13 protein-coding genes are annotated in these 14699 nt (G+C 72.7%); 4 read left to right on the top strand and 9 right to left on the bottom strand.

Annotated elements, in window-relative coordinates:
* Positions 1 to 32: 32 nt before the first annotated feature.
* Positions 33 to 1178 carry an acyltransferase family protein gene (locus IG69_RS0106525; RefSeq protein WP_030527364.1) on the top strand — a complete coding sequence of 382 codons (1146 nt, stop codon included), beginning with the start codon at positions 33 to 35 and terminating at the stop codon, positions 1176 to 1178.
* An 18-nt stretch (positions 1179 to 1196) separates the two neighbouring features.
* Here IG69_RS0106525 and IG69_RS0106520 read toward each other — a convergent pair whose 3' ends face one another.
* The 9 genes from IG69_RS0106520 to IG69_RS0106480 form a co-directional block, all read right to left on the bottom strand.
* A complete protein-coding gene (locus tag IG69_RS0106520; RefSeq protein WP_030527363.1) occupies positions 1197 to 1769 on the bottom strand; it encodes a 1-acyl-sn-glycerol-3-phosphate acyltransferase in 573 nt (190 codons plus the stop codon).
* Positions 1770 to 1828: 59 nt separating this feature from the next.
* The gene (locus IG69_RS22465; RefSeq protein WP_036829348.1) at positions 1829 to 2086 is read right to left on the bottom strand and encodes a formate dehydrogenase subunit delta; all 258 of its coding nucleotides are present in this window, start codon (positions 2084 to 2086) and stop codon (positions 1829 to 1831) included.
* On the bottom strand, positions 2083 to 4974 hold the full coding sequence (gene fdhF, locus IG69_RS0106510; protein ID WP_051750311.1) for a formate dehydrogenase subunit alpha: 2892 nt from the start codon (positions 4972 to 4974) through the stop codon (positions 2083 to 2085). The genes IG69_RS22465 and fdhF overlap by 4 nt, the downstream gene beginning before the upstream one ends.
* Entirely contained in the window at positions 4971 to 6551 is a 1581-nt protein-coding gene (locus IG69_RS0106505; RefSeq protein ID WP_157577394.1) for an NADH-ubiquinone oxidoreductase-F iron-sulfur binding region domain-containing protein, read from the bottom strand. Before IG69_RS0106505 ends, fdhF begins: the two co-directional genes overlap by 4 nt.
* On the bottom strand, positions 6548 to 7033 hold the full coding sequence (locus IG69_RS0106500) for an NAD(P)H-dependent oxidoreductase subunit E (RefSeq protein WP_030527359.1): 486 nt from the start codon (positions 7031 to 7033) through the stop codon (positions 6548 to 6550). Before IG69_RS0106500 ends, IG69_RS0106505 begins: the two co-directional genes overlap by 4 nt.
* A 154-nt stretch (positions 7034 to 7187) precedes the next feature.
* Positions 7188 to 8441, bottom strand: coding sequence for a formamidase (gene fmdA / locus IG69_RS0106495; RefSeq protein WP_030527358.1), 1254 nt, complete (start codon positions 8439 to 8441; stop codon positions 7188 to 7190).
* 54 nt (positions 8442 to 8495) lie between these two features.
* A complete protein-coding gene (locus tag IG69_RS0106490) occupies positions 8496 to 9116 on the bottom strand; it encodes an AmiS/UreI family transporter (protein WP_051750309.1) in 621 nt (206 codons plus the stop codon).
* Positions 9117 to 9157: 41 nt separating this feature from the next.
* Positions 9158 to 9445 carry an FmdB family zinc ribbon protein gene (locus IG69_RS0106485; protein ID WP_030527356.1) on the bottom strand — a complete coding sequence of 96 codons (288 nt, stop codon included), beginning with the start codon at positions 9443 to 9445 and terminating at the stop codon, positions 9158 to 9160.
* Positions 9446 to 9542: 97 nt separating this feature from the next.
* Positions 9543 to 9911, bottom strand: a complete 369-nt coding sequence (locus IG69_RS0106480; RefSeq protein WP_051750307.1) for a MarR family winged helix-turn-helix transcriptional regulator — start codon at positions 9909 to 9911, stop codon at positions 9543 to 9545.
* A 33-nt stretch (positions 9912 to 9944) separates the two neighbouring features.
* On the opposite strand from IG69_RS0106480, the gene IG69_RS0106475 reads away from it, so the two are divergent.
* From IG69_RS0106475 to IG69_RS0106465, 3 genes are all read left to right on the top strand, one after another.
* Positions 9945 to 11084, top strand: coding sequence for a substrate-binding domain-containing protein (locus tag IG69_RS0106475; protein ID WP_030527354.1), 1140 nt, complete (start codon positions 9945 to 9947; stop codon positions 11082 to 11084).
* A gap of 657 nt (positions 11085 to 11741) precedes the next feature.
* Positions 11742 to 12011: a 30S ribosomal protein S15 gene (gene rpsO, locus IG69_RS0106470; RefSeq protein ID WP_030527353.1), complete on the top strand. Its 270-nt coding sequence runs from the start codon at positions 11742 to 11744 to the stop codon at positions 12009 to 12011.
* Positions 12012 to 12207: 196 nt separating this feature from the next.
* A complete protein-coding gene (locus tag IG69_RS0106465; RefSeq protein ID WP_030527352.1) occupies positions 12208 to 14631 on the top strand; it encodes a polyribonucleotide nucleotidyltransferase in 2424 nt (807 codons plus the stop codon).
* Positions 14632 to 14699 lie beyond the last annotated feature (68 nt).

Below are 14699 nucleotides of genomic sequence, written 5' to 3'. Positions count from 1 at the left end.
CCGCAGCCCGACCTCTCGGCAAGGTCGTGGGGATGGAGCTGCTGACCCGCCGGCCGGCCCTCCCCGCGCTCACCGGCCTGCGAGCCGTCGCCGCGGTGTGGGTCGTCCTCTTCCACTACCGCGAGGAGATCCTCGCCCTCGAGCCCTCGCTCGCGCCCCTCGACACCTTCATGCGGGCGGGCTACCTCGGCGTCGACCTCTTCTTCGCCCTGAGCGGCTTCGTCCTCGCGTACACGTACGCCGACCGGATGCGCGCCTTCCGCTGGCGCGACACGCGCTCGTTCGTCCGCAACCGCTTCGCGCGGGTCTGGCCCGTGCACGTCGTCGCCCTGCACGTCGACGTCCTCACCGCCTTCCTCCTCGGCACCCTCGGGGACACCGTCGAGGACAGCCGCCGCACCGGCGACGCCTACCTCCAGAACCTCGGGATGGTCCACTACTGGGTCAGCGACCGCCCGAGCTTCAACACCCCGGCGTGGTCGATCAGCGCCGAGTGGTTCGCCTACCTGCTCGCGCCGCTCCTCTTCGTCGCCGTCGCGCGCCTGCGCCGGTCCTCCACCGCGCTGGTCCTCGCCGCCGCCAGCTACGGCGTCATGCTCTGGATCTTCGCGACGATGGCCCTGCCGAACGGCAACCTCGAGAGCATGTTCTGGGTCCGGATCATGTTCGAGTTCGTCGGTGGGATGCTCCTCTGCCTCGCCTGGGTGCGCGGAGGGGCGCGCCTGGGCCGCCTCGCCCCCGTCCTGCCGCTGGCGCTCGTCGTCACCGCCGTCGTCCCCCAGACGTCGGCGGGGCGCTACTGGATGGCGCCCGCCCTCGGCCTCGGGGTCGCCGCGCTGGCGGCCTCGTCCGGGTGGCTCGCCCAGGTCCTCTCGCTGCGGTGGCTCGTCGCCGCGGGTGAGGCGTCGTTCGCGCTCTACATGGTCCACTGGCTCTTCGAGTGGCCGGTCGAGCAGGCCGTCGGCCTGGCGGCGGGCAACCCGTGGCTGGCGCAGCTCGTGCTCGTCGGGTTCGTGGGCGTCCTGGCGCTCGCCTCGTGGCTGATGATGGTCCTCGTCGAGCGCCCGGCCCGCCGCCTCATCGTCACCGGTCGCCGCCCCCGGCAGGACGAGCCGGCCGTCAGCGCGACGGCCCCGGTGCCGGCCGCGTTCCGACCGGAGCTCGTCGGCCTCCGGTGAGAGCTGGCTGCCGTACGATCACGCCCCGGTGGGGCGGTCCTCCTCGCGCAGGCGCGGCTCGGTGCGCTTCTCGGGGTGGATTCCGCGCTTGTCGCGGTAGAACTCCCGGACGAGGTCCATGTCGGCGCGGACGTCGGGCGTCGCCGTGATGGTCGGCCCGAATCCTGCTGTGCGGGAGGGGCCGTCGATGAAGGCCAAGGCGATGGGGAGCTTGGCCGCGCGCGCGATCCGCCAGAAGCCCGACTTCCAGTACTCGCCCCGGTCGCGCGTGCCCTCGGCGGCGAGGATGAGCAGGAACGGCTCGCCGCTGCGGGCCTCGCGCACGAGCTCGCGCACGACCTGACCGGGGTTCCCGCGGTCCAGCGGGATGCCCCCGAGGCGGTGCAGCAGCCAGCCGAGCGGGCCCCTGAACAGCTCCTGCTTGATGAGCACGCGCGGCGTGACGTCGCCGCGCCACATGACGAGCAGCATCATCACGAAGTCCCAGTTGGACGTGTGCGGCGCCCCGACGAGGATGCCCGTGCGCGGCACCTCGCCGACCGCCCGCCACCGGGCCGCTCGCAGCACGGTCTTGGCTAGGGCGACGCGCATCGGGACCTCTCCGCGGCCGGCCCGTCCGGCGCGCGGCACCACGCTAGCGCCCGCCGCGGTCAGCCCCCGGAGGGCTCCCGCACCTCGGCCCGGTCGATGTCGCCGTCGACGAGGTCCTCGGCCGCGCGCACGAGCAGCGGGTGGAGGTCGGTGTCGCCCCGGCGGATGCGCGCGAGCAGCTCGTGGCGCATCCGCGGCTCCCAGAACTTCTTGATGTGGGTCGCGAGCTCCTCGGCGGCCTTCTCCGGCGCCAGCGCCTCGAAGTTGCGGACGAGGTCGTGGCCGAGGCGCACGACCGGCGCGACGTCGCCGCTCACCGGCGGTGCCTCGCCATCGCCCCGGCGGGCATCGCCGCGCCGCGCTCGGCGGGGACGTCGTGCTCCTCGGGGGCGGCGCCGCTCTCGGCCCGCGCGGCCTCGGTCGCCACCGTGACCTGGACGGCCGTCACCTTGTACTCGGGGCAGTTGGTGGCCCAGTCGGAGTTCTCGGTCGTCACGACGTTGGCGCCGGTCACCGGGTGGTGGAAGGTCGTGTAGACGACGCCGGCGGGCATTCGGTCCGAGACGAGCGCGGTGAGCCGGGTCGCGCCGACGCGCGAGGCGAGCTCGACGACGTCGCCGTCGCGGATGCCGCGCAGCTCGGCGTCGGACGGGTGGATCTCGAGCACGTCGGCCGGGTGCCACGTCGAGTTCGGCGTCCGGCGGGTCTGCGCGCCGACGTTGTACTGCGAGAGGATGCGCCCCGTCGTCAGCACGAGGGGGAAGCGGCGGTTGGCGCGCTCGGTGGTGGGCACGTAGACCGTCGGGGTCAGCTGGCCCAGCCCGCGGACGAACTGCCCGACGTGCATCGTCGGTGTGCCGTGCGGCGCGGCGTCGGTGACCGGCCACTGCATCGAGCCCTCGGCGTCGAGCCGGGCGAACGAGACGCCGGCGAACGTCGGTGTGGTCGAGGCGATCTCGTCCATGATCTCGGCGGTCGAGTCGTACGACATCGGGTAGCCCATCGCGGTCGCGAGCTCGCACACGACCTGCCACTCGTCCTTGCCGACGCGGCTCGGCATGACCGGCCGCACCCGGTTGAGCCGGCGCTCGGCGTTGGTGAACGTACCGTCCTTCTCGAGGAACGACGTGCCGGGCAGGAAGACGTGGGCGAAGCGCGCCGTCTCGTTGAGGAAGAGGTCCTGGACCACCACCATCTGCATCGAGCGCAGCGCGGCCTCGACGTGCTGGGTGTTGGGGTCGGACTGGGCGATGTCCTCGCCCTGGACGTAGAGCCCGAGGAACGAGCCACCGATCGCGGAGTCGAACATGTTCGGGATGCGCAGCCCGGGCTCGGGCTGGATGGTCACGCCCCAGAGCGACTCGTAGATCTCGCGCACCTCGGGCCGGGAGACGTGGCGGTAGCCGGGCAGCTCGTGCGGGAAGGAGCCCATGTCGCAGGAGCCCTGCACGTTGTTCTGGCCGCGCAGCGGGTTGACGCCGACCCCCTCGCGCCCGAGGTTGCCGGTGAGCATCGCGAGGTTGGCCATCCCCATGACCATCGTCGAGCCCTGGCTGTGCTCGGTGACACCGAGGCCGTAGTAGATCGCGGAGTTCGGGCCGGCCGCGTACAGCCGTGCGGCGGAACGCAGCTCGTCGGCCGGGATGCCCGTCTCGGCCTCCGTGGCCTCGGGCGAGTGCTCGGGCCGGGAGATGAACTCGAGGTAGCCCTCGGCGCCCTCGGTGCGGGTGCGGACGAACTCCTCGTCGAGCAGCCCCTCGGTGACGATGACGTGGGCCATCGCATTGACGAACGCGACGTTCGTCCCCGGGCGGACCGGCAGGTGGTGGGCCGCCTCCACGTGGGGGCTGCGCACGAGGTCGATGCGGCGGGGGTCGGCGACGATGATCTGCGCGCCGGCCCGCAGGCGCTTCTTCATCCGGGAGGCGAAGACCGGGTGCGCGTCCGTCGGGTTGGCGCCGATGAGGAGCATGACGTCGGCCTGCTCGACGGAGCGGAAGTCCTGCGTGCCCGCCGAGGTGCCGAAGGCGTGGTTGAGCCCGTACCCGGTGGGGGAGTGGCAGACCCGCGCGCAGGTGTCGACGTTGTTGTTGCCGAACGCCGCCCGCACCATCTTCTGGACGACGTAGACCTCCTCGTTCGTGCAGCGCGAGGACGAGATGCCGCCGATGGACCCGACGCCGTGCTCGGCCTGGATGCGCCGGAAGCCCTCGGCCGCCGTCCGGATCGCCTCGTCCCAGGAGACGACGCGCCACTCGTCGTCGATCGACTCGCGCACCATCGGCTGCAGCTGCCGGTCGTCGTGCGCCGCGTACCCGTAGGCGAAGCGGCCCTTGACGCACGAGTGCCCCTCGTTCGCGCCGCCGTCCTTCCACGGCACCATGCGGACGACGCGGGTGTCGTCCCCCGAGCCCTGCACCTCGGCCTTGAACGAGCAGCCGACGCCGCAGTACGCGCACGTCGTGACGACCGAGCGGGTCGGCATCCCGAGCTGCACGACGGACCGCTCCGTCAGCGCCTCGGTCGGGCAGGCCTGCACGCAGGCGCCGCACGAGACGCACTCGGACTGCAGGAAGTCGGTGCCGCCGGCCGAGATCCGCGAGTCGAAGCCCCGCCCCTCGACGGTGAGGGCGAACGTCCCCTGCGTCTCCGAACAGGCACGCACGCAGCGCGAGCAGACGATGCAGGCGGCCGGGTCGTAGTCGAAGTAGGGGTTGGAGCGGTCGGTGGTGTCGGCGAGGTGGCTCGCGCCGTCGAGGCCGTACCGGACCTCGGCGACCCCGGTCTCGCGCGCCCACTTCTGCATCTCGCAGCTGCCGCGGGCGCAGCCGGCGCAGTCGGTCGGGTGGTCCGAGAGGTAGAGCTCCATGACGTTCCGGCGCAGGTCCTGCACCTGCTCGGTGCGGGTGCTGACGACCATGCCGTCGGTGCACGGGGTCGTGCACGACGCAGGGGTGCCCTTGCCGCCCTCGACCTCGACGAGGCAGAGCCGGCAGGACCCGAACGCCTTGAGCGAGTCGGTGGCGCAGAGCTTGGGGATCTCGATGCCGACCTCGGCGGCGGCGCGCATCACCGAGGTGCCGGCGGGCACCGTGACCTCGCGGCCGTCGATGCTCACGGTGGCGGGCGCACCGCCCCTGACCGGCGGTGTGCCGTGGTCGGTCTCGGACGCCAGGGCGTCGGGTCGCTCGTCGAGGGTGGTCATGGCCGCGCTCCTCCGGTGGTGCTGGTGGCTGACTCGGACATCGCGTCGGTGGCGGCGTCGGCCACGGCGGGCTCGACACCGAAGTCCTCGGGCCAGTGCTCGAGGGCGCTGCGGACCGGCATCGGGGTGAGGCCGCCCATCGCGCAGAGCGAGCCCTTGGTCATCGTCACGCAGAGGTCCTCGAGGAGGACCAGGTTGGACTCGCGCTGCGTCCCGGCCCGGATGCGGTCGATGACCTCGACGCCGCGGGTCGAGCCGATGCGGCACGGGGTGCACTTGCCGCAGGACTCCTTGGCGCAGAACTCCATCGCGAACCGCGCCATCGCACCGGCGTCCATCGAGTCGTCGAAGACGACCACACCGCCGTGGCCGACCATGGCGCCGGCCTCGGCGAAGGCCTCGTAGTCCATCGGCAGGTCGAACCGCGACGGGGGCAGGTACGCGCCGAGCGGGCCGCCGACCTGGACGGCCTTGACCGGCCGCCCGGACGCCGTGCCCCCGCCGTAGCCCTCGACGAGCTCACGCAGCGAGATGCCGAAGTCGGCCTCGACGACCCCGCCGCGGGCGACGTTGCCCGCGAGCTGGAAGACCTGGGTGCCCCGGCTGCGACCCGTGCCGAGTGCGGCGTACGCCGCGCCGCCGTCGGCGAGGACCATCGGGACGGCCGAGAGCGTGAGGACGTTGTTGACGACCGTCGGCCGGCCGAACAGCCCCTCGAGCGCGGGGATCGGCGGCTTGGCGCGCACCTCGCCCCGCCTGCCCTCGAGGGACTCGAGCATCGACGTCTCCTCGCCGCAGATGTACGCGCCGGCCCCGACGCGGACGTCGAGGTCGAAGCGGCGACCGCTGCCGAGCACCGACGCCCCGAGGACGCCGTGCGCGTACGCGACGTCGATGGCGCGACGCAGGGTGCGGATGGCGTGCGGGTACTCGGAACGCAGGTAGACGAACCCCTCGGTCGCGCCGGTGGCGATCGCGGCGATCGTCATGCCCTCGACGAGGGTGAAGGGGTCGCCCTCGATGAGCATCCGGTCGGCGAACGTGCCGGAGTCGCCCTCGTCGGCGTTGCAGCAGACGAACTTCGTGTCGGCCTGCGCCGTGCGGACGGTCTCCCACTTGATGCCGGCGGGGAAGCCGGCACCGCCACGGCCGCGCAGCCCGGAGTCGGTGACCTCGCGGACGACCTCGGCGGGGTCGAGGGTGAGGGCGCGCTCGAGGCCGGCGAGCCCGCCGTCGGCGCGGTAGGCGGCGAGGTCGGTCGGCTCGATGACGCCGACCCGGGCGAACGAGACGCGGTGCTGGCCCGCGAGCCACGGGTGATCGTCGACCACGCCGACGCAGCGGGCGGTGTCGTCGAGCGCGCCTCCGAGCAGGGCGTCGACGTCGCCGGGTTCGACGTTCGCGTAGCCGACCCGTCCGTCGTCGGTCTCGAGCTCGACGAGGGGCTCGAGCCAGAGCATGCCGCGGGAGCCGTTGCGGCGGAGGGTGGCGCCGGCCGCCTCGAGGGCCGCGGCGACGTCGTCGGCCCCGACCGAGACGGCGGCGGCGTCGGCCGGCACCCAGACGACGGGGTTCACGCCGGCCACCCCTCGGTGAGGGCGTCGAGCCGGTCGGGGGTGAGCCGGCCGTGGAGGGCGCCGTCGAGCATCCCGGACGGGCCGAGCGCGCAGTTGCCGAGGCAGAAGACCTCGCCGACCTCGACGTCGGTCGAACCGGCCCACCGGTCGACGGCGGCCGCGACGGTGGCCTCGGCGCCGCGCGCCTGGCAGGCCTCGGCGCGGCAGAGCGTGACGCGGTGCGCGGTCGGGGGAGTGCGGCGCAGGTCGTGGTAGAAGGTCAGCACGCCGAGGACGTCGGCCCGGCTGAGGTTGAGGACGTCGGCGACGACCGGCACGTCGTCGTCGTGGACGAACCCGTGCTGCTCGACCACGGCCTGGAGCGCCGGCAGGAGCGGGCCGCGCATCGGGGCCATCCCCTCGGCGAGCGCACGCACCGCTGCGGCGCGGCCGGGGTCGGCCGGCGCCGGGGCCGGTGCAGGGCTGGGACCTCGCTGGCGCACGTCGTCCACCTCTCTGTGGCTGTGACCTGCCGCCGAGCCTACGTCGGGGCGGCCTCCGGAGACACCCCTGACGGCGGTTCCGGGCCCCCCGGTCGGGGGAGGGCGCGGGACCGCCGTCAGGAGGTCTTCGGGTCGGGGTCGGGGTCCGGTCGGGTCAGAAGGAGGAGCGGGGCACGCCCATCCCGGGGTCGACCTTCGCCGGGCCGGAGCTCGACGGCCGGATGTCGACGTCGAAGATCGACGTCGGCAGGTACACGGTCGAGCACGAGTTGGGGATGTCGACGACGCCCGAGAGCCGGCCCTCGATCGGCGCGGCGCCGAGGATCATGTACGCCTGCTCGGGCGACCAGCCGAACGTCGTGAGGTAGTCGATCGCGTGCAGGCAGGCCCGCTGGTAGGACAGGTGCGAGTCCAGGTAGCGCTGCTCGCCGTCGAGGGTGACCGAGGTGCCCGAGAAGGCGAGCCACTCGCTGAACTGCGGGTCGGTCGTGCCGGGCATGAAGATCGCGTTCTCCGAGACGCCGTAGGTCTCCATGCCGCCCTTGATGAGGTCGACCCGCAGGTCGATGAACCCGCCCATCTCGATGGCGCCGCAGAACGTGATCTCGCCGTCGCCCTGCGAGAAGTGCAGGTCGCCCATCGAGAGGTTCGCGCCGTCGACGAAGACCGGGTAGAAGACCCGCGAGCCCTTCGTGAAGTTCTTGATGTCCTGGTTGCCGCCGTTCTCGCGCGGCGGGGCCGTGCGGGCGGCCTCGGCGGCCACCCGGGCGTACTCGGAGTCGGGCAGCGTCCCGAGGATGGCCGAGTTCGGCTCGGGCGGCAGCGCCAGCGGCGGGACGCGGTTGGGGTCGGTGGCGATGAGCGCCGCCTCGCGGGCGTTCCAGCGGGCCAGCAGGTCGGCCGAGGGGGCGGTGCCCATGAGGCCGGGGTGCACGATGCCGACGAAGGAGACGCCGGGGACGTGGCGCGAGGTGGCGACCCCTCCGGTGAAGTCCCAGATGACCTTGTACGCGTCGGGGAACTGGTCGGTGAGGAAGCCGCCGCCGTGCTCCTTCGCGAAGATGCCGGTGTAGCCCCAGCCCTGACCGGCGAGGGGGCCGCTGTCCTCCTGCGGGATCGGCCCGACGTCGAGGATGTCGACGACGAGCAGGTCGCCCGGCTGTGCGCCCTCGACGGCCACCGGCCCGGAGAGGACGTGCACGGTGTCGAGGGGCGCGTTGAGGATGTCGTCGGCGGAGTCGTCGTTGACGATGGCGCCGTCGAACCACTCCCGGCAGTGCATCCGGAAGCTGTCGCCCGGCTTGACGTGGACGGCCGCGGGGACCTCGGGGTGCCACCGGTTGTGGCCGAGGTGGCGCTGGTCGGTGAACTTCTTGGTCGAGTCGAGCGGGAAGATGAGCTCGGGCATGGCGGGGTTCTCCTGACGGGTCGGGACGGGGCGGCACGGGCCGCCGGACGGGGATCAGGCGGTGGCGGGAGCCGTCGCCGGGGACAGGGAGCCGAGGCGGGATCTGGCGAGGAGGAACCCCCCCACGGTGAGGACGAGGACGACGAGCGCCCAGACGGCGTTGGGGAGGGCGTCCCACCACCCGGTGAGGAGGAGGAAGGCCGGGACCGCGGCGGTGGTCCATCCCTCGACCGCGGCGACGACGCCGGTCCAGGCGGTCAGCTGCGCACGGCCGCGGCCGAGCAGCTGGAAGAACAGCCACCAGAGGTAGGCCCACAGCAGCCAGATCACCGTGAACGCGTAGTCCTGGTAGGTGACGGCGTTGACGACGGCGTAGGCGAGCGCCGCGACGGCGACGAAGAGGGAGAAGAAGCCCAGGCCGGTGGGCTCGAACCCCCAGATGGTGTTCATTGCGACGTACAGGTAGGTGAAGCCGAACAGGTAGAGCCCGGAGGCCCCGAAGACGACGTCGGCGTCGCCGCCGGCGGTGAAGATCAGGTACGTGGGCGTGATGACCTGGAGCAGCCCGACGAAGATGTTGAGGGGGACGGCGCCGTTGCCCCGGACCCAGCCGAGGAGGGCGCAGCCGTTGAGGAAGAGGATGGCGCCGACGTACAGGAGTCCGACGTTTCCCATGGTTCTCCTTGCCGAGATCGTGACCGGGCCGGGCGGCCCGGTCAGGGGGACGGCAGCATCGCCGTCCGGGGGTCGGCCGTGGGCCGCCTCGTGGGGGAGCGGCGCCGGCCCTGGGGTGCCGTGACCACGGTGGGTTCGGTGGCGCTGGCCTCGGTGGCGGCGATGATCCGGCGGGAGCGGGAGTCGCCGCGCTGCACCTGCGGGACGCCGAACAGACGTCGCGCGGGGTCCTCACAGCTCGGGCAGGCGATCGACGCCGGGGCCTGACCTCCGGGCAGCCGCACCGCGATCACCCCGTCGCGCCGGCACAGGTACTCGTACGTCGCCATGACCACCTCCGCGAGACGGTCCCATCCGGGATAGTCCCAAATGGGAATATCGGGAGCGTAGGGGTGGGCGTCGGATCTGTCCAGACCCGCGGGGGACTCAGCCGGGGAGTGGGGTCCAGGTGTCCGGGAGCTCGATGGCGCTGATCGCGTCCTGCGCCCGGCGCAGACGTCGCAGCCCCTCCGCCGACAGCCTCAGCGTGACGCGGCGACGGTCGTCGGGGGCCGGCGTCCGGAACATCGCGCCGCGCTCGACGAGGGCGTCGACGACCCGGGTGGCGGTCGACGACGGGATGACGAGGGCCTCGACGACGTCGGCCATCGAGGCGCCCGGGGCCGCGCAGATCGTCAGGAGCACCCGCCAGCCGTCTACCGTAAGATCCAGGGGTCGCAAGGCGCCCTCGAGCCGCGACTGCGCCTCGGCCGCCACCCGCAGGACCGAGAGCAGGTGCTCTTCGCGGTCTGACACGGTGCGGGAAGGACGCGGACTCACATGCCCAGTATGGCAACGCCTGCGCCCGGCCCGGTCCGACCTCGCCCGAGCTCTTCGGACTACCGCGTCGCGCTCGTCCTGCCGCGGCAGGGTCCCGCCGGCATCTTCGGGCTCGAGTGTCTCGCCGCGGCGGAGCTGGCCGCGGCCGAGATCGACGCCGCGGGAGGGGTCGCCGGGTGCTCCGTGCGCTACGTCCACGTCGACGCCGGCGGCGACCCCGACGTCGTCGCCGGGCACGTCGGCGCCCTCCTCGCCGCCGGCGAGATCGACGCGGTCACCGGCTGGCACCTCTCCAATCTGCGGCAGTCCATCGCCCGCGTCGTGGGGGGACGGGCGCCCTACGTCTACGCCGCGGCCTACGAGGGCGGGGAGCGCGGGGACGGCGTCCTGTGCAGCGGGGAGGTCCCGGGCGACCAGATCCTCGCCTCGCTGGACTGGCTGCGGACGGAGCTGCGCCTGCGCCGGTGGTACGTGGTCGGCAACGACTACGTCTGGCCGCGCGAGTCGGCGGCGCGCACGGTCGAGGGGCTGGCGGGGCGCGACGTCGAGGTCCTCCGGTGCCGGTTCGTGCCGCTCGGCACCGAGAGCCCCGAGGTCTGGGGCTCCGTGCTCCAGGAGATCGTCCACAGCGGGGCCGAGGGGGTCATCACGCTCCTCGTCGGCTCCGACGCGGTGCGCTTCAACCGGGCCTTCGCCGAGGCCGGGATGGACGCCTCGGTGGTCCGGTTCAGCCCCTTCATCGACGAGACCGTCGTCCTGGCCACCGGGGCGCACGCGACGCGCAACCTGTTCGTCTCGGCCGGATGGTTCTCGTCGCTGCGCACGGCCTCGGCCGAGGAGTTCGCCCGGAAGTTCCGCGGGGCCTGGGACCTCGTCTGCGGGGCCGAGCCGCTCGGGACGTCGCAGGCGCCGTCCCCGGGCACGATGGCCGAGACGACCTACTCGGGGGTGCACCTGCTGGCCGGCATCGCGGGTCGCTCCATCCCGACCGTGCACGACGCACGTCGGGCCTTCTCCTCGTGGGCCTGGGACTCGCCGCACGGCACGGTCGAGCTGCGGGCGGGGGAGGCCCGGCACCCGGTGCACCTCGCCGTCGCCGACGGCGTCGACCTCGACGTCGTCGCCCGCGTGAGCACCGGCAGCCGCTGACCCCTCCCGTCACCGCAGGCGTCCCGGCCTCCCGAACCCCGCACGTGCGGGCTTTTCGTGGTGCGGGGGGAGGTCGGTCGGCGATGACCCCGCACGTGCGAGGTTTTCGTGGTGCGGGGGGAGGTTGGTCGGCGATGACCCCGCACGTGCGGGCTTTTCGTGGTCGCCGGGGAGCGCGGACAGCGATAACCCCGCACGTGCGGGCTTTTCGTGCTTGCCGGGGAGCGCGGACAGCGATAACCCCGCACGTGCGGGATCATCCGGGACGAGAGCGGACAAGAGATGACACATTCGTCGATCGCTGCACGCCCGAGCGGCCGGGCAGGTCCTCCGGCCCGCCGCGCAGCGCCCCGAGCACGACGCGCCCTTGCCCCGCGGGCGACCCGCGTCGGCTCTGGTCCGCTCTCCCGGGTGGCGGTGAGAACCCACCGCCACCCGGGCGATCACGACCAGAGCCGACGACCCGGACCAGAGCCGGGCGGTGGGAGGATGGGGGAGCAGGCCCGCCGGGAGGCCGGTCGAGCCGATTAGGGGTGCGTACCGGGCCGCTGGTAACCTTGCTGACTGCCGTCAGATCGGCCGCGGATCCAGAGAGCCCCGGTGAACCAGCCCGGGAGCGCCGCGCAGCAGAAACCCCCGAAGGAGAGTCGTCGCCCCATGCCGCTGAGCACCGACGTCAAGAAGCAGATCATCGCCGAGTACGGCACCACCGAGGGTGACACGGGCTCGCCCGAGGTCCAGGTCGCGCTCCTCACGCAGCGCATCAAGGACCTCACCGAGCACAGCCGTGCGCACAAGCACGACCACCACTCCCGTCGTGGCCTGCTGCTGCTGGTCGGCCGTCGCCGCCGCCTCCTGCGCTACCTGGAGAGCATCGACATCGAGCGCTACCGCTCCCTGATCAAGCGCCTCGGTCTGCGTCGTTGAGACTTCCGAGAGGGCGGTCCCCGCACACGTGTGCAGGGGCCGCCCTTCTCGCATGAACGGGCCCGGCCCGTTCGGAAGAACCCACAACTGAACATCGACCGCACGACCGGCGTCGCCCCGCGCGACGCCGCCTGAAGGACACACCCGCGCACAACGACGATGCGCGTGCGTGAATGACACGAGAGAAGGAGGCCCCGTGGAGGGTCCCGAGATCACCGCCACCGAAGCCGTCATCGACAACGGCAGCTTCGGCACCCGCACCGTCCGGTTCGAGACCGGACGCCTGGCCAAGCAGGCCGGCGGCGCCGTGAGCGCCTACCTGGACGAGGACACGATGCTCCTCTCCACCACCACCGCCGGGAAGCACCCGCGCGAGGGGTTCGACTTCTTCCCCCTGACCGTCGACGTCGAGGAGCGGATGTACGCCGCGGGCAAGATCCCCGGCTCGTTCTTCCGCCGCGAGGGCCGCCCGTCCACCGACGCGATCCTCACCTGCCGCCTCATCGACCGCCCGCTGCGCCCGACCTTCACCAAGGGCCTGCGCAACGAGGTCCAGGTCGTCATCACCGTCCTGGCGCTCAACCCGGACCACCAGTACGACGTGCTCGCCATCAACGCGGCCAGCGCCTCGACGCAGATCTCCGGCCTGCCGTTCAGCGGCCCGATCGGCGCCGTCCGCGTCAGCCTCATCGACGGCCAGTGGGTCGCCTTCCCGAACTTCAGCGACATCGAGCGCTCGACCTTCGACATGGTCGTCGCCGGCCGCGTCGCGGGTGACGACGTCGCGATCATGATGGTCGAGGCCGAGTCCACCGAGCACACCTGGGACCTCGTGAAGACCCTGGGCAAGCAGGCGCCGACCGAGGAGGTCGTCGCCGAGGGCCTCGAGGCCGCCAAGGGCTTCATCCGCACCCTGTGCGACGCGCAGGCCGAGCTCGCCCGCACCGCCGCGAAGCCGGTGCAGGAGTTCCCGGTCTTCCTCGACTACGAGGACGACGCCTACGCCGCGGTCGAGTCCGCCACCACCGGCGACCTCACCGCCGCCCTGCAGATCGCGGGCAAGCAGGAGCGCGAGGAGCGCATCGACGAGATCAAGGAGTCGATGAAGGCCTCCCTCGCCGAGCAGTTCGAGGGTCGCGAGAAGGAGCTCTCCGCCGCGTACCGCTCGGTGCAGAAGAAGCTCATCCGCGAGCGCATCCTGCGCGACAAGGTCCGCATCGACGGCCGTGGCCTCGCCGACATCCGCGCCCTGAGCGCCGAGGTCGAGGTCCTGCCGCGCGTGCACGGCTCGGCGATCTTCGAGCGCGGCGAGACCCAGATCATGGGGGTCACCACGCTCAACATGCTCCGGATGGAGCAGCAGCTCGACACCCTCTCGCCGGTGACGCGCAAGCGCTACATGCACAACTACAACTTCCCGCCGTTCTCCACCGGTGAGACCGGTCGCGTCGGGTCGCCGAAGCGTCGCGAGATCGGCCACGGCGCACTCGCCGAGCGGGCCCTCATGCCGGTCCTGCCGACCCGCGAGGAGTTCCCCTACGCGATCCGCCAGGTCTCCGAGGCGCTGGGCTCCAACGGCTCGACCTCGATGGGCTCGGTCTGCGCGTCCACCCTGTCGCTGCTCAACGCCGGTGTGCCGCTGCGCGCCCCGGTCGCCGGCATCGCGATGGGCCTGGTCTCCGCGGAGGTCGACGGGCAGACGCAGTACGCGGCGCTCACCGACATCCTCGGTGCCGAGGACGCGTTCGGCGACATGGACTTCAAGGTCGCCGGCACCCGTGAGTTCGTCACGGCCATCCAGCTCGACACCAAGCTCGACGGCATCCCCGCCGACGTGCTGGCCGGCGCGCTGACCCAGGCCCGTGACGCCCGCTTCCACATCCTCGACGTCATGAACGAGGCCATCGACGCCCCCGACGAGATGAGCCCCTTCGCTCCCCGCGTCATCAGCGTCACGGTCCCGGTCGACAAGATCGGCGAGGTCATCGGCCCGAAGGGCAAGATGATCAACCAGATCCAGGACGACACGGGCGCCCAGATCTCGATCGAGGACGACGGCACCATCTACATCGGTGCGACCGACGGCCCGTCGGCGGAGGCGGCCCGCGCGGCCATCAACGCCATCGCCAACCCGCAGATGCCGGAGATCGGCGAGCGCTTCCTCGGGACCGTCGTCAAGACGACGACCTTCGGGGCGTTCATCTCCCTCCTGCCGGGCAAGGACGGCCTGCTGCACATCTCCGAGGTGCGCAAGCTCGTCGGCGGCAAGCGGATCGACGCGGTCGAGGACGTCCTGTCCGTCGGCCAGAAGATCCAGGTCGAGCTCAAGGAGATCGACCCGCGCGGCAAGCTGAGCCTCGCGGCGGTCACCGCCGAGGGTGACGCCGGCTCCGAGGCCGCTGCCGAGGCGCCCGCCGCCCCGGCCGCCGAGGCGCCCGCCGCCCCGGTCGCCGAGGCCCCCGCGGCCGACGCGGACGCCTCCGACGACGACCACGACGAGGCCGGCGACGCCGGTGACGAGTCGGGCGAGGGCGGCGACCGTCCGCGTCGCAACCGTCGCCGTCGCGGCGGCCGCGGTCGTGGCGAGCGCTCCGGCGAGGGCGGTTCCAGCGAGGACTGACCCGGCCGGCGCCGCGCGCGTCATCCGGACCGGAGCCCCGGCACACCTGGTGTGGCGGGGCTCCGGCG

The organism is Phycicoccus jejuensis, assembly GCF_000720925.1.
GTDB classification, from domain to species: Bacteria; Actinomycetota; Actinomycetes; order Actinomycetales; family Dermatophilaceae; genus Phycicoccus; species Phycicoccus jejuensis.
Note: the sequence above shows the minus strand (reverse complement) of the source record. Positions and strands in the feature narration are given on the sequence as shown.

What these genes read in the sequence shown, in the direction of transcription:
- IG69_RS0106490 (WP_051750309.1), bottom strand. Translation starts at nt 9,116, where the DNA reads ATGGGAAACGTCGGACTCCTGTACGTCGGCGCCATCCTCTTCCTCAAC.
- IG69_RS0106525 (WP_030527364.1), top strand. Translation starts at nt 33, where the DNA reads ATGGAGCTGCTGACCCGCCGGCCGGCCCTCCCCGCGCTCACCGGCCTG.
- IG69_RS0106485 (WP_030527356.1), bottom strand. Translation starts at nt 9,445, where the DNA reads ATGGCGACGTACGAGTACCTGTGCCGGCGCGACGGGGTGATCGCGGTG.
- IG69_RS0106520 (WP_030527363.1), bottom strand. Translation starts at nt 1,769, where the DNA reads ATGCGCGTCGCCCTAGCCAAGACCGTGCTGCGAGCGGCCCGGTGGCGG.
- fdhF (WP_051750311.1), bottom strand. Translation starts at nt 4,974, where the DNA reads ATGACCACCCTCGACGAGCGACCCGACGCCCTGGCGTCCGAGACCGAC.
- IG69_RS0106475 (WP_030527354.1), top strand. Translation starts at nt 9,945, where the DNA reads ATGGCAACGCCTGCGCCCGGCCCGGTCCGACCTCGCCCGAGCTCTTCG.
- rpsO (WP_030527353.1), top strand. Translation starts at nt 11,742, where the DNA reads ATGCCGCTGAGCACCGACGTCAAGAAGCAGATCATCGCCGAGTACGGC.
- fmdA (WP_030527358.1), bottom strand. Translation starts at nt 8,441, where the DNA reads ATGCCCGAGCTCATCTTCCCGCTCGACTCGACCAAGAAGTTCACCGAC.